This window comes from Jiangella alkaliphila (genome assembly GCF_900105925.1).
GTDB lineage: Bacteria > Actinomycetota > Actinomycetes > Jiangellales > Jiangellaceae > Jiangella > Jiangella alkaliphila.
The window spans coordinates 3,524,002-3,542,395 of sequence record NZ_LT629791.1 but is presented as its reverse complement, the minus strand read 5'-3'; the positions used below and the strand labels follow the sequence as shown (position 1 = coordinate 3,542,395).

At 73.6% G+C, this 18,394-nt stretch carries 22 protein-coding genes; 13 read left to right on the top strand and 9 right to left on the bottom strand.

Translation table 11 applies throughout. The features are described from left to right. The first annotated feature begins 21 nt into the window (after positions 1 to 21). Positions 22 to 981 (top strand): MarR family transcriptional regulator, encoded by a 960-nt coding sequence (locus BLV05_RS16165; protein ID WP_046768032.1) that lies wholly within the window; start codon positions 22 to 24, stop codon positions 979 to 981. Here BLV05_RS16165 and BLV05_RS16160 read toward each other — a convergent pair. After that, positions 978 to 2,618 carry an MFS transporter gene (locus BLV05_RS16160; protein WP_046768031.1) on the bottom strand — a complete coding sequence of 547 codons (1,641 nt, stop codon included), beginning with the start codon at positions 2,616 to 2,618 and terminating at the stop codon, positions 978 to 980. The genes BLV05_RS16165 and BLV05_RS16160 overlap by 4 nt on opposite strands. A gap of 92 nt (positions 2,619 to 2,710) precedes the next feature. Further along, positions 2,711 to 3,097 (bottom strand): VOC family protein, encoded by a 387-nt coding sequence (locus BLV05_RS16155; protein ID WP_046768179.1) that lies wholly within the window; start codon positions 3,095 to 3,097, stop codon positions 2,711 to 2,713. 82 nt (positions 3,098 to 3,179) lie between these two features. Here BLV05_RS16155 and BLV05_RS16150 point away from each other — a divergent pair, with 82 nt between their 5' ends. Continuing rightward, the gene (locus BLV05_RS16150; protein WP_046768030.1) at positions 3,180 to 3,740 is read left to right on the top strand and encodes a GrpB family protein; all 561 of its coding nucleotides are present in this window, start codon (positions 3,180 to 3,182) and stop codon (positions 3,738 to 3,740) included. A gap of 46 nt (positions 3,741 to 3,786) precedes the next feature. Next, positions 3,787 to 4,263 (top strand): hypothetical protein, encoded by a 477-nt coding sequence (locus tag BLV05_RS16145; protein WP_046768029.1) that lies wholly within the window; start codon positions 3,787 to 3,789, stop codon positions 4,261 to 4,263. Here the strand turns inward: BLV05_RS16145 and BLV05_RS16140 are convergent. Then, entirely contained in the window at positions 4,250 to 5,005 is a 756-nt protein-coding gene (locus BLV05_RS16140) for a DUF4352 domain-containing protein (protein WP_052762321.1), read from the bottom strand. The two genes, BLV05_RS16145 and BLV05_RS16140, sit on opposite strands and share 14 nt — an antisense overlap. A gap of 75 nt (positions 5,006 to 5,080) precedes the next feature. Then, positions 5,081 to 5,899 carry an SDR family NAD(P)-dependent oxidoreductase gene (locus BLV05_RS16135; RefSeq protein WP_046768177.1) on the bottom strand — a complete coding sequence of 273 codons (819 nt, stop codon included), beginning with the start codon at positions 5,897 to 5,899 and terminating at the stop codon, positions 5,081 to 5,083. Between the two features lie 58 nt (positions 5,900 to 5,957). On the opposite strand from BLV05_RS16135, the gene BLV05_RS16130 reads away from it, so the two are divergent. From BLV05_RS16130 to BLV05_RS16120, 3 genes are read left to right on the top strand one after another with little or no spacing between them, the layout of a single operon-like run. Further along, entirely contained in the window at positions 5,958 to 6,659 is a 702-nt protein-coding gene (locus tag BLV05_RS16130; RefSeq protein ID WP_046768028.1) for a B3/B4 domain-containing protein, read from the top strand. A 29-nt stretch (positions 6,660 to 6,688) separates the two neighbouring features. Then, complete coding sequence (locus tag BLV05_RS16125; protein WP_046768027.1) at positions 6,689 to 7,636, top strand: phosphotransferase enzyme family protein; 948 nt, start codon at positions 6,689 to 6,691, stop codon at positions 7,634 to 7,636. Continuing rightward, a complete protein-coding gene (locus BLV05_RS16120; protein ID WP_046768026.1) occupies positions 7,633 to 8,379 on the top strand; it encodes an MBL fold metallo-hydrolase in 747 nt (248 codons plus the stop codon). The genes BLV05_RS16125 and BLV05_RS16120 overlap by 4 nt, the downstream gene beginning before the upstream one ends. Here BLV05_RS16120 and BLV05_RS16115 read toward each other — a convergent pair. After that, complete coding sequence (locus BLV05_RS16115; RefSeq protein ID WP_046768025.1) at positions 8,361 to 8,654, bottom strand: Dabb family protein; 294 nt, start codon at positions 8,652 to 8,654, stop codon at positions 8,361 to 8,363. The two genes, BLV05_RS16120 and BLV05_RS16115, sit on opposite strands and share 19 nt — an antisense overlap. A gap of 42 nt (positions 8,655 to 8,696) precedes the next feature. Between BLV05_RS16115 and BLV05_RS16110 the strand changes: the two genes are divergently transcribed. Further along, positions 8,697 to 9,440, top strand: coding sequence for a phosphotransferase enzyme family protein (locus tag BLV05_RS16110; protein WP_046768024.1), 744 nt, complete (start codon positions 8,697 to 8,699; stop codon positions 9,438 to 9,440). A gap of 17 nt (positions 9,441 to 9,457) precedes the next feature. Here the strand turns inward: BLV05_RS16110 and BLV05_RS16105 are convergent, their stop codons facing one another. From BLV05_RS16105 to BLV05_RS36575, 3 genes are all read right to left on the bottom strand, one after another. After that, on the bottom strand, positions 9,458 to 9,931 hold the full coding sequence (locus BLV05_RS16105) for a hypothetical protein (protein ID WP_197683679.1): 474 nt from the start codon (positions 9,929 to 9,931) through the stop codon (positions 9,458 to 9,460). Positions 9,932 to 10,026: 95 nt separating this feature from the next. Further along, the gene (locus tag BLV05_RS16100; protein WP_063932524.1) at positions 10,027 to 11,709 is read right to left on the bottom strand and encodes a restriction endonuclease; all 1,683 of its coding nucleotides are present in this window, start codon (positions 11,707 to 11,709) and stop codon (positions 10,027 to 10,029) included. A 204-nt stretch (positions 11,710 to 11,913) separates the two neighbouring features. Continuing rightward, positions 11,914 to 12,306: a RidA family protein gene (locus BLV05_RS36575; protein WP_046768023.1), complete on the bottom strand. Its 393-nt coding sequence runs from the start codon at positions 12,304 to 12,306 to the stop codon at positions 11,914 to 11,916. 181 nt (positions 12,307 to 12,487) lie between these two features. Between BLV05_RS36575 and BLV05_RS16090 the strand changes: the two genes are divergently transcribed. From BLV05_RS16090 to murJ, 6 genes are all read left to right on the top strand, one after another. Next, positions 12,488 to 13,060, top strand: coding sequence for a helix-turn-helix domain-containing protein (locus tag BLV05_RS16090; RefSeq protein WP_046768022.1), 573 nt, complete (start codon positions 12,488 to 12,490; stop codon positions 13,058 to 13,060). Continuing rightward, the gene (locus BLV05_RS16085; protein WP_046768021.1) at positions 13,057 to 13,443 is read left to right on the top strand and encodes a RidA family protein; all 387 of its coding nucleotides are present in this window, start codon (positions 13,057 to 13,059) and stop codon (positions 13,441 to 13,443) included. The genes BLV05_RS16090 and BLV05_RS16085 overlap by 4 nt, the downstream gene beginning before the upstream one ends. Positions 13,444 to 13,494: 51 nt before the next feature. Next, positions 13,495 to 14,109: a type IV toxin-antitoxin system AbiEi family antitoxin domain-containing protein gene (locus BLV05_RS16080; protein ID WP_152690678.1), complete on the top strand. Its 615-nt coding sequence runs from the start codon at positions 13,495 to 13,497 to the stop codon at positions 14,107 to 14,109. Beyond that, positions 14,106 to 14,936: a nucleotidyl transferase AbiEii/AbiGii toxin family protein gene (locus BLV05_RS16075; RefSeq protein WP_052762320.1), complete on the top strand. Its 831-nt coding sequence runs from the start codon at positions 14,106 to 14,108 to the stop codon at positions 14,934 to 14,936. Before BLV05_RS16080 ends, BLV05_RS16075 begins: the two co-directional genes overlap by 4 nt. Positions 14,937 to 15,065: 129 nt before the next feature. Beyond that, positions 15,066 to 16,028 (top strand): hypothetical protein, encoded by a 963-nt coding sequence (locus BLV05_RS16070; RefSeq protein ID WP_046768020.1) that lies wholly within the window; start codon positions 15,066 to 15,068, stop codon positions 16,026 to 16,028. Between the two features lie 180 nt (positions 16,029 to 16,208). After that, positions 16,209 to 17,705 carry a murein biosynthesis integral membrane protein MurJ gene (murJ, locus tag BLV05_RS16065; RefSeq protein WP_197683678.1) on the top strand — a complete coding sequence of 499 codons (1,497 nt, stop codon included), beginning with the start codon at positions 16,209 to 16,211 and terminating at the stop codon, positions 17,703 to 17,705. Here murJ and BLV05_RS16060 read toward each other — a convergent pair. After that, a complete protein-coding gene (locus BLV05_RS16060) occupies positions 17,652 to 18,377 on the bottom strand; it encodes a hypothetical protein (protein ID WP_046768019.1) in 726 nt (241 codons plus the stop codon). The two genes, murJ and BLV05_RS16060, sit on opposite strands and share 54 nt — an antisense overlap. Between the last annotated feature and the right edge of the window lie 17 nt (positions 18,378 to 18,394).

The window sequence follows — 18,394 nt, the reverse complement described above, 5'->3', positions numbered from 1 at the left end:
GATCGCCGTAGCATGACACGCATGCTGGAGAGCGTGGGCGTCCAGCCCGACGACGAGGCCGTGTTCCGCGCCCTGCTGCACACCCCGGAGTGCACGGTGGCCGAGCTCGCGGCCGGGACCGCGCGCGATCAGGCGGCGATCCGCCGGTCCGTGGCTCGGCTGGAGGACCTGGGCCTGCTCAGCCGGACGGCGCACCGCCCGGCCCGGCTGATCCCCACCCGGCCCGACGTCGCGGTGGAGGTGCTGGTCGCGCGCCGGCAGGCCGAGCTGGAGCGGGCGCGGACGGCGGCGGTCGCCCTGGTCGCGCAGATGCAGTCGCCGACCCGGTACCGGCCGGAGAACCTCGTCGAGGTCGTCGTCGGGCAGCCGGCGATCGCGGCGCGCTACGCGCAGCTGCAGAGCGGGACCGAGCGCGAGCTGCTGGTGCTGGACCGGCCGCCCTACGTCGCCGAAGTAGCCGAGTCCGACTCGCGGGAGCGGCAGTTGCTGCGCTCGCAGGTCGACGTGCGTGTCATCTACGCCCCCGAGTCGCTGGCGCTGCCAGGCGGCGTCGACGTCGCACTCGCCGCGGCCGAGGCCGGAGAGCGGTCGCGGGTCCACCCGCAGGTCCCGATCAAGCTGGCCGTGTCCGACCGGTCGATCGCGCTGCTGCCGCTCGCGATGGACCAGCTGCGCGGCAGCGCGCTCGTGGTGCGCGAGAGCGCACTGGTCGAGGCGTTGGCGCAGCTGTTCCACCTGCTGTGGGACCAGGCCATGCCGCTCGTCCCCTCGACGGCGGAGGGCCGCGCGGAGGGCGGCGCGGACCGCGACGTCGACCGACGGTTGCTGACCATGCTGGCCGCCGGCCTCAAGGACGACGCGATCGCCCGCCAGCTCGGCGTCAGCAGCCGCACCGTCGGCCGCCGGGTCGCCGAGCTGATGGCGCGGCTGGGTGCTCGCACTCGGTTCGAGGCCGGCGTCCGGGCGCAGCGGCTGCTCTAGGTCAGGGGTCGGCCGGGTGCTGCCGCGCCAGGCTGGCGGCGCGGGATGTTGCGTGCCGCGAACAGCGCGACGAGCGCGATCAGGGCCAGCAGCGCGAGCGCCGAGCGCAGCCCGTCGATGCGCGCGTCGGCGTTGCTGTCGACGATCGCACCGGCGACGTCCGCGGGGACGCCGGCGTCGTCGAGCGCCTGAGCGAGCTGGTCGTCGGAGACGAACGGCACGCCGCCGGCCAGCTCGGCCTCGGCCTGGGTGCTCAGCTGCTCCGGTACGGCGGGATCGTCGCGGACGTTGTCGAGGAACGACGTCGTCAGCGCCGCCACCAGCACGGCGCCGGCGAGCGCCGTCCCGATGGACGACCCGAGGAACATGACGCTGTTCTGGACGCCGCCCACCTCGTCGCTGCGCTCGTCCGGCACCGACGACACCGTGACGCTGCCGAGCTGCGACGCCAGCGCGCCGATGCCCAGCCCGGTCAGGATCAGCGGCCAGGTGACGACCTCCGGCCCGACGCCGAGCTCGAGCGCCGCTGCCAGCCACAGGACGCCCGCGCACATCGACAGGAATCCGGCCCGCACCACGAGCCGCGGCGACACGTCAGGGAGCAGCTTCGGGATCCCGAGCGCGGTCGCGAGGAGCGCCAGCGAGAGCGGCAGGATGCGCACGCCCGTCTCGACGGCGGACAGGCCGAGCGCGACGGAGAGGAACAGCGGCACGGTGAAGAACGTCCCGGCGAGCACCACGTACTGGAAGAGGAACGAGACCAGCCCGCCGCGAAGTGCGTCGTTGCGCAGCAGCGCCGGGTCGAACAGGATCGGCCGGCCGGCGTCGCGCTGCCGCCGCTCCCACGCGACGAACCCGAGCAGCACCAGGACGCCGGCGAGGAGCAGCCAGATCACCGGCGACAGGCCGAGCCAGTCCGGGCCGCCCGCCTTCGGGTTCACGAACCCCCAGGTCCCGGACCGGATGACGGCGAACACGACGAGGCCGAGCCCCAGCGCCGACAACGCGGTGCCGGCGAGATCCAGCCGCGCGGAGCGGTCGCCCGGCACGTCGGCCATCCGCCGAGTCAGCACCAGGATCGCGCCGACGATCAGCACCTCGCCCGCGAACACCCACCGCCACGACGCGTAGGTCGTCAGCGTCCCGCCGATCAACGGGCCCAGCGCGACGGCGATCGCACCGGCCGCCGCGACCAGGCCATACGCCCGAGGACGGGCGCCGCGGTCGAAGTTCGACGCGATCAGCGCGACGATCGCGGGCATGATCAGGGCCGCGCCGACGCCCTCCAGCACGGACCAGCCGATCAGCAGCACCGTCAGGTCGGGCGCCAGCGAGGTCGTCAGCGAGCCGACGCCGTAGATGACGCAGCCGATGGCGAAGGCGCGCTTGCGGCCCAGGATCTCGCCGATCTTCCCGCCCGTGATCATCAGCGACGCCATCACCAGCGTGTAGAAGGTGATGGCGGACTGGATCCCGGTCACGGTCGTGCCCAGGTCCGCGGCGACGGTGGCGATGGACACGTTCATCACCGAGCTGTCCAGCGCCATCAGGAACTGTCCCGACGCCAGCGTCAGCAGGATCAGCCCGGACGCCGCCGCGGCCTCCCGGGCCGGGAGGGAATCGCTCGTCTCCACCATCAGGCACCCCCGTCCAGGACTCGCGCACCAGCGTGCCCTGGACGGGGCCGCCCGTCATCACCCGTAGCGTGCGATAGCGGACGGGCGCGGCCTCAGGTCACCGGGGCCGTGCCGACGTTCAGGATGTTGCCGTCCGGATCCTTGAACCAGGCGCCGCGGAAGGGCCCCAGCTCGGCGATCCCCCGCTCGTCGGTCTTCAGCCCGGGCAGGTCGTACTGCTCGAACGTCACGCCCTTGCCGGCCAGCTCGTCGACCGCCGCATCGACGTCGTCGACGACCCAGGTCGCCACCGTCTGCGGCGGCCCGCCCGCGAACTCGCTCGCGTAGAGCAGGAACCGTGTCAGGCCCGACCCGTAGAGGATGCCCCCGGTGGCGTCCTCCATATCGGGACTGAACCCCAGGGTCCCCTCGTAGAAGGCCCGTGCGCGGGCCAGATCGCCCGTCGCGATCGTGGCGTAGACCGGATAGTCACTCAACATGACCATCACCCCCCTTGGTCGAACGTACGCCCCTCGCGGGGCGGCCACCAGGGGATGGAGCCGTCGAGCTAGGCTGCGGCGGATGATCACCGTCGTCGACCACGACCCGCAGTGGCCCGAGCGGTTCACCCGGCTGCGCGACGAGTACGCGGCGGCGATGGCGGCCGGCGGCGTGCCGGTGGTGGCGATCGAGCACGTCGGCAGCACGTCGGTGCCCGGCCTGGCCGCCAAGCCCGTCATCGACTGCGACATCGTGGTCGCGCGCGCCGACGTCGCCCGGACGTCGGACGTGCTGGCCGGGCTCGGCTTCCGCCCGCTCGGCGAGCTCGGCATCCCGCTGCGGTGGGCGTTCAAGGAGCCGGAGCGGCTGGCCGGCACGAACACCTACGTGATCGTCGACGGGTCGCTGGCGCTGCGCAACCACCTGGCGGTCCGCGACGTGCTCCGCCGCGACGCCGCCCTGCGCGACGAGTACGCGGCGGTGAAACGCCGGGCCGGCGCCGACGCCGCGGACATCGACGATTACGGGCATCGCAAGAACGCCATGGTCCAGCGGCTGCTCGCCGCGGCCGGGCTGAGTGCGGCCGATCGAGCGTCCATCGACGGGAACCAGGTGCCCTCGCACGCGGACGTGCCCCGGTAGCGGTCGCGCCACCGACCTTGTCGGTGCCGGGTGCTTGGGTGGGCCCATGAGCGACGCCGACTTCGACTTCCTGTTCGGGCGGTGGGACGTGCGCAACCGCTGGCCTCCCGACCTCGACGACGACACCTCCTGGGTCGAGTTCCCGACGACGTGCCAGGCGGGGCCCATCCTCGGCGGCCTGGGCAACGTCGACGCGTTCAGCTTCGCCGGGCTGCCCGGCTACGCGCCATGGGAAGCGGCGACCGTCCGGCTCTACGACCCGGTCGCCGACCTGTGGCGCATCTTCTGGACGACCTCCCGCCGCCCGGGCGACTTCGACTCGCCCATGGAGGGCCGCTTCGAGGACGGCGTCGGCGTCTTCTACGGCTCCGAAGAGCGCGACGGCCGGGCGGCGCGGGTGCGGTTCGTCTGGACCCACACCCCCGGCACCGCCCGCTGGGAGCAGTCCTACCAGTTCGACGAGGAGGCGCCCTGGAAGACCGACTGGATCATGGACTTCCGCCCCGCCGCTACGAAAGGCTGACGGTGACGCCGCCGGAGAACAACGAGTCGTGCAGCTCCACGGCGGCCGGAACCGCGTCGGCCGCGATGTCGAAGACGACCGTCCCGGTCAGCGTGTTGCCGGGGTTGATCTCCTCGTAGAGCGACTGCGACTCGGGCAGGTAGATGGCGGCCTCGGCGTCGGCGCTCGCCTTCCGGCCCTCGGTGTCGATGAGGTACTGGTTGTCGCCGAAGAACGACCCGGGCGCGTCGCCGTGGTTGGTGACGGTGATGGTCACGTAGACGAACCGGCCCTGCGGGCTGACCCCGAAGGCGTCGTCGCCGATCCGCTCCGGCCCGTCCTCGACGGCGTCGACGACGAAGGTGAAGTCGCCGTCCTCGGCCGGGTCGCCGAGTCCCGGAGCCGCCTCCTCGGCCGGTTCCGCCGGCTCCTCCGCCGCCGGCTCCTCTCCCGCAGGCGCGGCGGCGTCCTCCTCCTGCGTCGTCGCCGGCGTCTCGGGGTCGTCCCCGCCGCCGGCGGCCTGGACGATCACGATCAGCGCGATCACCCCGATGACGATGAGGACGGCGTTGCGGAGGCGGTGTCGCTTCTTCGGCGGCTCCGCGACGCCCACCGTGGCCGGCATCGGCCGCTGCGCCGTCATGGCGGCCGGCCCGCCTCGGGGCCGCGTCGCACCGGTCCAGCGGGTGCCGTCCCACCACCGGTCCACCGCCGGGTCCTGCCCGTCCTGGTACCAGCCCTCGGCCCACTGCTGCTCGTTCATGGATCCCCCCTGCGTCGTGGCGGTCCCACCCGAACCGCGCAGGCCGCACCCCCTGTGCCGCCTGCCGGGCGGACGCTACTCGCGGGATCGGACAGAAGCCCCGAACGGCGGCTGACCCGCCAGCAGACCGCCGTCGACGGCGAGGGTGGCGCCGGTGACGAACGCGGCCTGGTCGCCGCAGAGCCAGAGCGCCGCGGCCGCCACCTCGTCCGGGGTGCCGAGCCGGTGGACGGGGACGGCGGCGGCGACGCGCTCGCGGGCGGCGGGGCCGGCGCGGTCCAGTTGCTCGGTGTGCGTCGGCCCGGGCGCGATGGCGTTGACGCGGACGCCGTCGGCGGCGTGGTCGAGCGCGGCGGTCTTGGTCAGCCCGATCAGCCCGTGCTTGGCGGCCACGTACGGCGCCAGCCCGGCCACCGCCTCGAAGCCGGTCGTCGACGCGACGTTGACGATCGCGCCGCCGCCGGACGGCACCATCGCGGCGATCTCGGCGCGCAGCGACAGGAACGCGCCGCGCAGGCTGACCGCGATCGTCCGGTCCCACTCCTCGACGGCGAGCCCGGCCAGCGGCGTCGGCCGGCCGCCGTGCGCCGCGGCCGCGTTGACGGCGGCGTCGAGCCGGCCGAACCGCTCGACGGCGGGCTCGGCCATCCGCGCCGCGTCGTCGGCCCTCGTCAGGTCGGCCGCGACGACCAGCGCCGTCCCGCCGTCCGCCTCGATGCCCGCCCGCACCGCCGCCAGCGCGTCCGCGTCGCGTGCCACCAGCACGACCGCCGCCCCGGCGGCCGCGAACGCCCGCGCCGTCGCGGCGCCGATGCCGCGGCTCGCCCCGGTGACGAGCGCGACCTCCCCTCGAAACCTTTCATTACAGTGACTGTATCCAACCGTCTGGCCCAGTGCACGGACGCCCGGCTGGCCCTGTCGCGTCCCGGGCGTCGGCACGCAGGATGCCCGCATGCGGTTCCGTCACGCCCCGGAGATCTGGGCCGACCACCCCACCCTGGCCGCCGGGGTCCTCTCCGTCGACGGCGTCAGCGACCGGGCCGCGCCCGACGACGCCGTCGACCGGTACCTCGAGCGGGCACAGGAGCTGCTCGCCGCCGGGCCGGCCAGCGCGCTCCCCCAGTTGCAGGCCTGGCGGCGCACGTTCGCCGCGATGGGCGTGAAGCCGACGCAGTACCGGTGCGCCTCGGAGTCGCTGCTGCGCCGGCTGGGGAAGGACGGCACTCTGCCGCGGATCCACCCGCTGGTCGACCTGTGCAACGCGGCGTCGGCGGCGGCCGCGATCCCGGTCGCCGCGCTGGACCGCGACCGCGTCAAGGGCGACCTCGAGGTCTGCCGGGCGCAGGGCGACGAGACGTACGCGTCGTTCGGCGGCGAGGTGGAGCGGCCGGTGCCCGGCGAGGTGATCTTCGCCGACGAGGCCGGTCAGGCGCATGCCCGGCGCTGGACGCACAAGCAGAGCGGCACGTCGATCGTCCGGCCGGAGACCCGCGACGTGCTGATCGTGTCCGAGGCGCTGCACCCTGGCGCCGCCGCCGACGTCGAGGCGCTGCTCACGGCCCTGGCGGCCGACCTCACCAGGGCCTGGCCGGGTGTCACGCCGCGGCTGACGATCTTGACGCCTGAGCGGCCGGTCGCGGAACTCGCTGGCTGACGCCGTCGGCGCTGTGATGGAGTGGCGCGGTGGACGCCGCCGCGATCGCCGACCGCTTCGACCTGGGCGCTCGTGCGGCGCTGTCCGACGGCCCGGTCGCACGCGGCAAGCAGGGCGTCGTCTGGCGGCTCGTCACGTCGGACGGACGGTGGGCGGTCAAGGTCCCGTTCCGGCACGAGGACGAGGCCGCGCTCGCCCCGGCGGCCGCGTTCCAGGAGGCCGCCGCCGCCTCGGGCGTCCCGGCGCCGCGCATCCGCCGCACCGCCGAGGGCACCCTGTTCGCCGTCGTCGACGGGGTCCGGCTGCGGGTCTACGAGTGGATCGACCTGGGCGAGCCCGATCCGCTGCTCGACCCCGAGCTGGTCGGCGCCGCTGTCGCCGCGACCCACCTGGTGCCGGGCGCCGAACACGCCGGGCCCATCACCGACCCCGACCGCTGGTACCTCGACCCCGTCGGCGCGCCGCGGTGGGACGAGCTGATCGCGGAGCTGCACGCTGAGGGCGCACCATTCGCCGGCCGCCTGGCGGCGGTGCGCGACGAGCTGGTCGAGCTGGAGTCGTGGCTCACTCCCCCGGCGGCGTTGCGCACCTGCCACCGCGACCTCATGGCCGACAACCTCGTCTCGACGGCCTCTGGCGGCGTGTGCGTCATCGACTGGGAGAACAGCGGCCCGGCCGGCCCGGCACAGGAGCTCGCGGTCGCGCTGTTCGAGTTCGGCCGCACCGATCCCGGCCGGGCCCGCGCCCTGGCGAGCGCCTACGCGGAGGCCGGCGGCCCTGGCCGCGTCACCGCCAGCGGCGACTTCTCCATGCTGATCGCTGTGCTCGGGCACATCGCCGAGATCGCGGCCACCGAGTGGTTGCGGCCGAACCACCGCTCGCGCGGCCGGTCGCACTCCGAGGCGTGGATCGGCGAGATGCTCGACGACCAGCACACCCGCGACCGGCTGGACGGCCTGCTGGCGGCGCTGCGATGAGGCTCACCGTGTTCGGCGGCTGCGGCGCCTGGCCGGCGGCCGGCCAGGCGTGCGGCGGCTACCTGCTCGAACGGGACGGCTTCCGCCTGCTCGTCGATCCCGGGTACGCGGTGCTCCCCCGGCTGCTGGCGACGATCGACGCCGCCGCGGTCGACGCCGTCGTCGTCTCCCACGGGCATCCCGACCACTGCGCCGACCTCAGCCCACTGCTCCGGGCCCGGGCGCTGAGCGACGAGCCGCCGGCGCCGCTGCCCGTGTACGCCCCGGCGGGCGCGGTCGATGCCGTCCTGGCGCTAGACTCCATCCGGTCCGTGGCCGGCGCCGTCGAGCTGGCGACGCTCACCGACGGTGACGGCGTCCGCGTCGGGCCGTTCGACGTCGCGACGGCGTCGCTGCCGCACTTCGTGCCGAACCTCGGCATGCGCATCACCGACGGCAGCGCGACCCTGACCTACAGCGGCGACGCCGGCCCGGACCCGGCCCTCGTCGAGCTGGCCCGCGACGCCGACCTGCTGCTCGTCGAGGCGACCTACCCCGACGCCGTCCCGCACGAGGACGCCGGGCTGCTGTGCAGCGCCGTCGAGGCGGCCGAGCAGGGCGTCGCCGCCGGTGCCCGGCGGATCATGCTGACGCACCTCTGGCCGGGGCTGCAGCCCGCGGCGTTCCTGGCCGCTGCCGCGCGCACCGGCGCGCGGGACGTCACCGTCGCGGCACCGGGGCCGGCTCAGCCGATCGGCTCGTAGTCGAGCTCGAGGAAGTCATCGACCTCGGCCACCCACCGGTCGGCGACGAACGCGACGTGCACCGGGTGCTCGTTGTAGCCGTCGTAGGCCGCTTGGTCGGCGAAATCCATGGAGAAGCCGAACGCGAACTCGTTCTTCGGGCTGGTCTGCCGCAGCTGCTCGAACCGCTCGACGCCGGGGATGTCCGCCAGCGCGAGGGCGGCGCGCAGGAAGTCGCGCTCCTGCTCCGAGCCGGCGGGGTGACGAAGGCGGAAGGCGACCGTGTGCCGGATCATGGACGGAGCGTAACCGAGCGCCGTTCCTGGTAGAACGTCCGGATGGTGCCCGACGTCAGCGCCTGGGGTGGCCTCGAGTTGCTGGAGCCGCTGCGCGGCGGCGCCCGCAATCCGGTGTTCCTCGCCCGGCGTGGCGGCGAGCGGTTCGTGGTGCGCGTGTCCGGCCGCGCGGAACCGTCGCTGAGCTGGGAGCTCGACCTCCTGGAGCACCTCGCCGCACACGGTGTCGCCGTCGCCGGAGTGGTGCCCGCCGACGACGGTCGGCGTCAGCACGGTGGCGTGCTCGTGCACCCGTTCGTCCCGGGCGGGCCCCCGTCGACGGCCGACGACTGGCGGCGGGTCGTTTCGGCGGCCGCCGCTGTTCACGACTGCACGCGCGACTGGCCGCAGCGGCCGGGGTTCGCGAGCAGCACCGCCCTGCTGACGGCGTCGCGCGGCGGTGACGTCGACCTGACCGCGCTGCCCGACGACGCCGCCGAGCTGGTCCGCGCGTGCTGGCGGCGGCTCCCGCCCGCCCCGCCGTGCGCCGTCCACGGCGACCTCGGCGCCGGGAACGTGCTGGTCGACGGCGACCGCGTCACGCTGATCGACTGGGACGAGTCACGCGTCGACCTGCCGTGGCTCGACTTCGCCCACCTCCCCGAGGACGTCGACGTCCCGGTGCCGATCGACCGTACCGACCTGGTGACGGCCGGCGTCGCCTGGGAGGTGGCCACCTGCTGGGTCGCCGAGCCCGCGTACGCCGCCCGCCGGCTGGCCGAGCTGCGCGCCCGTACCGCCCGCTGACGCCAGCGCGATGCTCGTCAGCCGCAGTGCACCCGGGTGCGCGTGGCCGTCGTCCAGTCGACCACGCCCTTGAGGTTGAGGCAGCGGTTCGACATGTCCACACCCGCCGGCGTGTAGACCGGGCCGGCGTAGTAGCTGTACATGCCGCCGTCGCAGCCGACGCTGTTGGGGCAGGAGGGTGCCGCCGAGCCGTACGGCCAGATGCTCGCCTCGGTGTACAGCTTGGTGCCGTAGGTGGCGCTGGAGTGGTTGACGACCAGGCAGTTGCGCTTCGCCGTGCCGGACCAGTAGACGTCCATGTAGCCGAGCACCGGTGACGAGCCGATCGGGTAGTGCCCGACGTGGCGGTACGACCCGCCGCACGGACCGGCCGACACGGCCATGCGGTCGTCGTCGATCGTCGGATCGGAGTCGCCGCCGGCGGCCGCGGGCGCGGCGAAACCGAGCAGCAGGAACAGGACGAAGGCAAGAGCTGAGATGACGCGTTTCATCCGGTGAGTCCTCCTTTTGCCCTGCGACAACCGGATTGTCACGAAAGACATTGGCGGACCAGCAGCGCGAACGCAAGATCATTTCCGCATCGATCTCACAACGGCGGCGGATTCACGGCCGGCGGGGCGACGTCCGGCGACCGGCCGGACCGGCCGGACTGCCGCGGGATCGGCCGCTCCAGCGGGCCGATGGTGACCTGCAGGCCGAGATGCTCGGCGAGCAGGTGCTCCAGCTGACCTCCGTCGATCAGCTGGATGCGCCCGTGCCGGGCCGCGAACTCGTGCGTCGCCCGGCCGAACCACGACGTCGTCACGAGGACGCCGCGGCCGGCCCGCTTGTCGTCCATCGCGCCGGCCAGCGCGCGGACGGCGTCGGGCGGGACGACCTTGCGGTAGCGCTTGGCCTGCACGACGCAGACCCCGCCCATGATCGGGTCGGTGTTGACGGCGACCGCATCGACGCCGTCGTCGGCGGAGGCCTGCGTGGTCCAGGCACGCATGCCCATCGCCTCGAACAGCTGGCGCACGAGGTGCTCGAACTCGACCGGCCGCAGCTGGAGCAGCACCGGGCGCCCGTCCAGCAGCGCGGCGGCGTCCTGCGGCTCGACCACGCGGTACCGGGACAGGTCGGGGTCGAAGATCGGCGGGACGGCCTCCAGGTCCCACGGGTGCGGCGACACGACGGCGGACAGGTGCCGCAGGCACTCCCGCGGTTCGAGGCGGGTCAGGACGAGGTCGCCGAACTGCTCGCGGGTGGCGGTGACGCTGACCAGGCACGGATGCTCCGACCGCCCGGTCGCGCGGTTGCGGGTCGACACGTGCGCGTTGACGGCGACCTCGTCGACCAGCCCCGGCGGCTGCGCCTCGAACGCCGCGTGCAGCGTGCGCAGGACCAGCTGCGCCACCACGCCGGAGTAGAGGCGGCGGATGTCCTTGGCGGTGCGCAGCCGCGGCGCGACCTTGTCCAGCGACCGCACGTACTGGTATTCGCGGACGACGGGGACGATTTCCACCGTCGGCAGTTCGCGCACCACCAGCAACCGTCGCTCGTCCGGCCGGTACGCGACGTCGACGGCCGCGGGCAGGCCGTCGGGCAGCGGCGCCGCCTCGATGAGCAGCTGGTAGTAGTCCGCGACCGCGCGAGCGTCGCCGGCCTCGACACCCAGCTCGACCTGGTCGACCTGCGCGTTGTGGCGGTCGATCTGCTCGCGCCGCGACGCCTCGGCGACCGCATGCCGTCGCTCGGCCTCGGCCAGGGCGGCCAGCCGCAGCTCCTCGTGCTCGCGGTGCGCGCGGACGGCCCGCCCGAACCTGGCACGGGCCTGCGTGGCGGCCCTTCGGCGGCCGCCGGTCAGCACCCGGGCCAGCCAGCCCATCGGGGGCGGCGCGTAGTCGTCCCACGCCGGCTTCTCGGCGGCGGTGACCAGCGCACGGTCGGGCACGAACGGCCATGGCCGGTACGCGTGCCGGAGCTGGTCGATGTACACCGGCCCGCCGACGGCGAGGCCGTCGACCAGGATCGACTCCAGCTCGGCGACCCGCGCGGCGACCGCGCTGGTCATGTCCGCGGCGTCGGCCTGTTGCCGCCGGACATGCTCGGCCCGTTCGGCGGCGCGTTCCGCGCGAGCGGCCCGTTCGGCAGCGCGCGCGGCCCGCGCTTCATGGCCGTCATGGCCGTCGTTGTCGTCGCCGGCCGGGTTCCCGGCGGCGGAACCGGGGTGCCGCCGGGTGCCTCGGTGATGTGGTTCGTCGGTCGGTTCACTGCTCCGTCGCGTCATGATCCGCCCCAGACTCGACGCCGAACGGTAAGGACCATTATATGGCGGGAAAATGTCACGAAAGATCGATAAAGCCGCCACGCGGGCGTTATCGATGAAAACTCGGTGAACGCCCGGCGTCGCGCGGAATACCGGCGATCGACGCTGCCACCAGCGGCGACGTGAAGCCTTTCTCATCCATATGCGGCTTTGTGACGCCCGGGGTCACACCGTGGGGTCGACTCCGTCGGGCAGCACGGCCACGCAGTCGATCTCGATCTGGATGAACGAGAAGTGGTTGCCGACGGTCGTGCGCGCCGGGTACGGCGGCTGGAACGTCTGCGCGTACAGCTCGTTGAAACGGGGCCGCGCCTCCTCGTCGCGCAGGAACGCCCGCACCTGCACGACGTCGCGGAGCGTCGCTCCCGCGGCGGCGAGGATCTCCTCGAGGTTGCGGATCGTCCGGTGGAACTCGCCGTCGAACGTGTCCGCCACGATGCCCACGCCCGGCTCCGTCGACACTTGGCCGGACACGAACAGCAGCCGGCCCACCCGGACCGCCGACGACAGCGGCACGGACGGCGGGTTCTCGGGGTCGGGCTCGATGTGCTCGATCAACGCGGGCGCTCCTCGGTGGGTGGACGGGCCTCGCTCACCCTCCGGTGGCATGCCGTTCCATGTCAATCCGCGCCCAGCCATCCGCTCCATGATCATCAACCTTCTGTGCTGCCCTGACGACCAGAAAGGTTGATGATCATGGGCGAGAGCGAGTAGACGCGATAGCGGATATGCTTCCGCCATGGAGGACGACGATCTGCCGGAACGACTGCGCATCCGGCTCAAGGCGCAGCGGCACCAGCGCGAGCTGAGCCTGGAGGCGCTGGCCGCCGCCAGCGGGGTGAGCCGGAGCATGATCTCCGACATCGAGCGCGGCGCCAAGATCCCCACGGTGCTCGTGCTGGCCCGGCTGGCGACGGCGCTGGGCGTTACCGTCGCGCGGCTGCTCGGCGAGGACCGGCCCGAGCGGGTGATCGTCCGGCGGGCCGCCGACCAGCGGACGATCACCGACGCCGGCGGGTGGCAGCGGCGCATCCTCTCCCCCACGCTGCCCGGCGTCGAGTTCGAGTTCATCCGCACGACCATCCCGCCCGGCGTGGTGCTCGGCTCGTTCGCCGCGCACGCCGCCGGCTCGCGCGAGTACATCGCCGTCGAGGCCGGCGAGCTCACCGTCACCGTCGACGGCGTCAGGCACCGGCTCGCCGCCGGCGACGCCCTCTACTACGCGGGCGACGCCGTGCACGAGTTCGCCAATCCCGGCGCCGCCGAGTGCGTCTACTACACCGCCATGCACGTCGCGAAGGAGCCCGCATGACCATCGAACGGCTCGACCCCGCCGCCCTGCCCGCGGCGAGCGGCAACTACACCCACGGCACGCTGATCACCGGCGCCCGCCGCACGGTGTACGTCAGCGGCCAGGTCCCCTGGGCCGACGCTGACGGCCGGGTGCCGCCGGAGTTCGAGGAGCAGTGCCGGCTCACCTGGCGGCACGTGCTCACCGTCCTGGCCGAGGCCGGCATGGGCGCCGAGCACCTCGCCAAGGTCACCACCTACCTGTCCGACCGGCGCTACCGCGAGGCCAACAGCCGCATCCGCCAGGAGGTCCTCGGCGACCACCGACCGGCGCTCACGATCATCATCACCGACATCTACTCCGAGGACTGGCTCCTCGAGATCGACGCCGTCGCGGTCGGCTGACCGCGAGAGGAAACGTCGACACCCGGAGGAACGATGTCTACACTTTCTTTCATGACTGAGAGTCGGCACGACGCCACCGAGCGCGCCCTGGCAGCCCTGCGCCGGTTGCCGGCCACCTTCACCTACAGCGAGGCCACCGCGGCAGGGCTGCATCACCGGGCGCTGTACGGACTCCGCGACGCCGGCGTCATCGAGGCGCTCGGCCGCGGCCTGTACCGCCGCGCCGACGCCGCCCTCGTCGACCCGACGCTCGCCGAGGTCGCCGCCCGGGTGCCCGTCGCCACCTTGTGCCTGACCAGCGCCCTGGTCGAGCACGGCCTCAGCGACGCAATCCCGCCGGCTCCCCATCTGGCGCTGCCCCGCGGCCACCGCTTCCCGGCCACCTCCGGGCCGGTCAGCTGGCACGCCTTCGCGCCGGCGACGTTCGAGCTCGGCCGCGAGTCCCTCACCGTCGACACCGACCTGCGACTCGGCCTGTACAGCGCTGAGCGGACCCTCGTCGACACCTTCCGGCTGCGGCACGTCGTGGGCGCAGACGAGGCCTACGAGGCGCTCCGGCGCTGGTCGGGCCGCCGCGGCTCGCGGCCGGCCCGGCTGCTGGAGCTCGCCGGCCACTTCCCCGGCGCCGTCGCGCCGCTCCGCCACGCCCTGGAGGTCCTGCTGTGAACCAGCCCCGGCGCCCGACCCGCGACACCGTCGGCGGCCGCGCCTACCTGGAGCTGCGCCGGCAGGCCAAGGCGGGCGGCAGCGACACCGGCGCACTGCTCCAGCTCTACGCGCTCGAGGGCTTCCTCGACCGGCTGACGCGCTCGCCGTACGCCGAATCGCTGGTCCTCAAGGGCGGCGTCCTGCTGGCCGCGTTCGACACCCGCCGGCCGACCCGCGACATCGACGTCGCCGGCATCGGCCTGAGCGGCACGCCCGACGACGTGCTGGCCACCGTGCAGCGCATCGCCGCCGTCACCGTCGACGACGGACTGCTGTTCGACGGCGACGCCGCGGCCGCCGCGACGATCCGCGACGACGCCGAGTACGGCGGGGTCCGGGTGTCCGTGCCGTGCGTGCTCGAGCGGGCGAAGCTGCCCTTCCACGTCGACGTGAACCTGGGCGACCCGATCCACCCCGGGCCGCGCATGGTCGAGCTCCCCCGGCTGCTCGGCGGGTCGATCCGCCTGCTCGGCTACCCGCTCGGCATGGTCGTGGCGGAGAAGCTGCGCCACGACCACGACGGCGCGGAGCTGGTGTCCGCGGTCGAGACGGTCGCCGGTCATCGCGGGGTAGAGCTTCATGGAGCCACACTGCGATCGGCCAGCTTCGCCGAGCTCGCACAGCCGCGGTGGGCGCTCTGGCGGCGCCGGCAGCGCCTCGACGAGCTGCCCGAACGGTTCGACGACGTCCTCGCCCACCTGGACGGATTCACCGCGGCCGTACTGGACGGCTCCGCGCGCGGGCGGCGGTGGGTGCGCCAGGAGCGCAGCTGGGAACCCGCCTGAGCGCGTCGTTCATGGACGTTTCATCCGGCCGCCGGGGCGCGTTCCCACGCCGGCTCCGGGCGGGTTCGAGGCTTCTGTGCCACCACCCGCCCCACCACCGAGCCACACCATCGAGCCACCGGAGGACCCATGATCCGCCGCAGGAAGGTCGCCACCGCGTTCGCCGTCGCGACGACCGCCGCCGCGCTGGGAACGTTGCTGGTGTCCGCGCAGGCCGCACCGGCCGCACCCGCTGCACCGACCGCCCCCAAGACGGCCGCGTCCGGCGCCGACCAGGTGCTGCCGGGTACCGAGGTCGCGCGCTACGACGCGTTCGACGCGAACCAGGGCGTGGCCGTCGACGGGCGGTACTTCTACGCCGTCAACAACCGCACCATCACCAAGCATGACCGGCGAAGCGGCGAGCCGCTGCTGCAGTTCGCCGGCGACGAGGACGGCCCGATCGAGCACCTCGACAGCGGCGTCGTCCACAACGGGCGCCTGTACGCCGCGCACTCGAACTACTCGGAGTACCCGATGGAGAGCTCCATCGAGGTCTTCGACACCCGCACCATGCGCCACGTCGGCACGCACAGCTTCGGCATCTACCGCGGCTCGCTGACCTGGCTGGACCGCCACGACGGCGCCTGGTGGGCGACGTTCGCGAACTACGACCGGCCGCGCAACGGCACCGAGGACGTCCCGTACGGCGAGACCTACAACACGCAGGTCGTGAAGCTGGACGACGACTTCCAGGTGGTCGAGTCGTGGACGATCCCGAAGGAGATCCTCGACCGCTTCGACGACATGAGCAACAGCGGCGGCTCGTGGGGCCCGGACGGACGGCTCTGGCTGACCGGCCACGACCTGCCGGAGGCCTACGTCATGCAGCTGCCGCAGGCCGGCGGCGAGCTGGAGTGGGTCGCGACGATCACGCTGCCGGGCATCCAGGGTCAGGGCATCGCGTGGGACGACGCGCGGCAGAACTCGACGCTGTGGGGCATCAGCCGCAACAGCTCCGAGGTGCTCAGCTACCGCATCCCGGTGAATGACATCGTCGAGTCCGACGAGGACCCGTGGCAGGTCAACGGGCCGGGCGAGTTCGAGCAGTGACGAGTTGACGGCGGGGACGCCACGCCGCGGCGCCCCCGCCGTCTCATCTTCTCCCGCTAGATTCGCCCCATCATGAACCGACGCCGACCTGTCTCTCTGGGGACTGACGTCAGACCCCGCGGTCGGCGACGACGCCTCTCCATCGCCGGCGCCGCCATCCTCATCACGGTCCTGACCGCGGTGTCGACGGTCATGGGTCTGGCCCGCGACGTCGTCATCGCCGCGGTGTTCGGCGCGGGCGGCGAGCTGGACGGCTACTTCGTCGCGCTGGGGCTGATGAACGTCGCCCTGGGGCTGCTGGCCGGCGCGATGTCCAAGGCCGCCGTCCCGGTGCTGTCGCGCCAGTACGCGGCCGAGGACGGCACCCGCCGCAGCCGGCGACGGTCGCGCACCACGATGTCGGTGGCGATCTCGGTGACGGTGGTCGGGCTGGGCGTCGCGACGCTGGTCATGCAGCTGTTCGCGGCCGAGATCGTCGCGGTGCTGGCGCCGGGGTTCGGCCCGGCCGAGGCGGAGTCGGCGCAGCAGCTGACCCGCATCGTGCTGATCGCGACGGTGCTGATCGCCGGGACGAACCTGCTGGCCGCGGCCGCGCAGTCGCGGCGGACGTTCTTCTGGTCGGCGATCCAGGGCGTCCCGTTCAACCTCGCGATGATCGTCGCCGCCGCGGTGTTCGGCCCGGAGTACGGCGTGACGGCGCTGGCCTGGGGGTTCGTCGTGGGCTCGGCGGCCAGGCTGCTGGTGCAACTGCCGCCGCTGCGACGGATCGGGCTGCGGCTGCGCCCGAGCCTGCGGCTGGACGACCCCGACTTCCGCGCGATGGTCCGGATGATCCCGCCGCTGCTGCTGGGCAGCGCGATCGGCAACGTCAACACGCTGGTCGACCGCGCCGTCGGGTCCACCGTCGGCGACGGCGTCATCTCGTCGCTGTCGTACGCGTGGCGGCTCGTGAGCCTCGCCGACACCGTGCTGATCGCGTCGCTGCTGGTCGCGCTGTACCCGGCGCTGAGCACGGCCGCCGACGACACCGCGGAGCTGCGCCGCCTCGTCGACCGCGGCCTGAGCGCGACCGTCGTCGTGCTGGTGCCGATCTGCGTCGGGACGGCGGTCGCGGCCGGGCCGGTGGTCGAGACGGTGTTCCAGCGCGGCGAGTTCAGCGCCGACGACGCCTCGACGACGGCGACGGCGCTGCTCTGGTACGCGCCGGCGGTGCTCGCGCTGGGCTGGCGCGAGGTGATCGTGCGCGCCAGCTATGCGCTCGACGACACCCGCCGGCCGGTCGCGGTGGCCGTCGTCGCGATGGTGGTGAACGTGGCGGGCGACCTCACGCTCGGCATCGCCTACGGGATCCCCGGGCTGGCCGCGTCGACGTCGTTGTCGCTGGTCGTGGCCGCGGTCGGGAACACCTGGCTGCTCAGCCGCCGGCACGACGCGGTCGCCGTCGGCGCGCTGTGGGGGTTGCTGGGGCGCACGACGGCGTCAGCGGCGGCCACGCTCGGCGCGGCCCTGGGGGTCGCCTGGCTGGTCCGCGACCTGCCCGCGATCGCGCAGGTCGCGGCCGTAGGCACGGTGTGCCTGACGGTGTTCGCGGCGGCCGCGCTGCTGCAGCGCGGACCCGAGGCGTCAGTGCTGCGCGACGCGACCCGGCTGCTGCGCCGTCCCCGGGCTCGGGCCTGAGCCCAAGGGCCGGACGATGCCGAACGGCGTACTGGCCGCCCGCTGCCCGAGCGGGTTGCCGGACAGCGCCGCGAACAGCACGTCCGCCGGGAGCGACAGCGGCGAGACCGCGCGGATGCTGCCGCCGTAGTCGTTGAGGTCGACGATCGCCACGCCGGCGCCCAGGAACGCCTCCAGCTCACGGCACAACTGCGCCGCGGCGGCCGCGGTGAGCGGCGGCAGCACCAGGTGCTCGTACGGCGGCCGCCCGCCGTCGATGTCGCGCGCCACCGGCCCGGCCACGCGGTAGAACACCCCGCGCAGGCCCAGCGGCCGGGTGACCGCGCCGGCCAGCGCCGCGGCCAGGATGCGCGTCCCACCCGTCGTCCGGACGACGTACTGCATCTTCTCCGGTACCGACAGCCCCCGCGATCCCGGCCGCGGCCGCACTGATCGGGCCAGCAGGGTCGCCAGCCGGCCCGGACGCAACTCGTCGATCGGCACTCCGCGCCCGGTCAGGAACACGGTGGCCTTCTCGCTGAGGACGACGGTGTCGCCCGGCTCCAGGCGCGGCAGCGCCTCGCGCAAGGCCGCGCGCAGGTCGTCGTCCTCGGTGAACCAGCGGGTGCGGACGGCATGCCGGAGGTACCCCGCACCGGCCACCTCTGACCGGGTCCAGGCACCCGTCACCACACGACCTCCCTGTCCGC

What these genes read in the sequence shown, in the direction of transcription:
- BLV05_RS16120 (WP_046768026.1), top strand. Translation starts at nt 7,633, where the DNA reads ATGAGGCTCACCGTGTTCGGCGGCTGCGGCGCCTGGCCGGCGGCCGGC.
- BLV05_RS16145 (WP_046768029.1), top strand. Translation starts at nt 3,787, where the DNA reads ATGAGCGACGCCGACTTCGACTTCCTGTTCGGGCGGTGGGACGTGCGC.
- BLV05_RS16080 (WP_152690678.1), top strand. Translation starts at nt 13,495, where the DNA reads ATGACTGAGAGTCGGCACGACGCCACCGAGCGCGCCCTGGCAGCCCTG.
- BLV05_RS16070 (WP_046768020.1), top strand. Translation starts at nt 15,066, where the DNA reads ATGATCCGCCGCAGGAAGGTCGCCACCGCGTTCGCCGTCGCGACGACC.
- BLV05_RS16130 (WP_046768028.1), top strand. Translation starts at nt 5,958, where the DNA reads ATGCGGTTCCGTCACGCCCCGGAGATCTGGGCCGACCACCCCACCCTG.
- BLV05_RS16165 (WP_046768032.1), top strand. Translation starts at nt 22, where the DNA reads ATGCTGGAGAGCGTGGGCGTCCAGCCCGACGACGAGGCCGTGTTCCGC.
- BLV05_RS16100 (WP_063932524.1), bottom strand. Translation starts at nt 11,709, where the DNA reads ATGACGCGACGGAGCAGTGAACCGACCGACGAACCACATCACCGAGGC.
- BLV05_RS16140 (WP_052762321.1), bottom strand. Translation starts at nt 5,005, where the DNA reads ATGAACGAGCAGCAGTGGGCCGAGGGCTGGTACCAGGACGGGCAGGAC.
- BLV05_RS16155 (WP_046768179.1), bottom strand. Translation starts at nt 3,097, where the DNA reads ATGTTGAGTGACTATCCGGTCTACGCCACGATCGCGACGGGCGATCTG.
- BLV05_RS16105 (WP_197683679.1), bottom strand. Translation starts at nt 9,931, where the DNA reads ATGAAACGCGTCATCTCAGCTCTTGCCTTCGTCCTGTTCCTGCTGCTC.
- BLV05_RS16110 (WP_046768024.1), top strand. Translation starts at nt 8,697, where the DNA reads ATGGTGCCCGACGTCAGCGCCTGGGGTGGCCTCGAGTTGCTGGAGCCG.
- BLV05_RS16115 (WP_046768025.1), bottom strand. Translation starts at nt 8,654, where the DNA reads ATGATCCGGCACACGGTCGCCTTCCGCCTTCGTCACCCCGCCGGCTCG.
- BLV05_RS16160 (WP_046768031.1), bottom strand. Translation starts at nt 2,618, where the DNA reads ATGGTGGAGACGAGCGATTCCCTCCCGGCCCGGGAGGCCGCGGCGGCG.
- BLV05_RS16150 (WP_046768030.1), top strand. Translation starts at nt 3,180, where the DNA reads ATGATCACCGTCGTCGACCACGACCCGCAGTGGCCCGAGCGGTTCACC.
- BLV05_RS16090 (WP_046768022.1), top strand. Translation starts at nt 12,488, where the DNA reads ATGGAGGACGACGATCTGCCGGAACGACTGCGCATCCGGCTCAAGGCG.
- BLV05_RS16085 (WP_046768021.1), top strand. Translation starts at nt 13,057, where the DNA reads ATGACCATCGAACGGCTCGACCCCGCCGCCCTGCCCGCGGCGAGCGGC.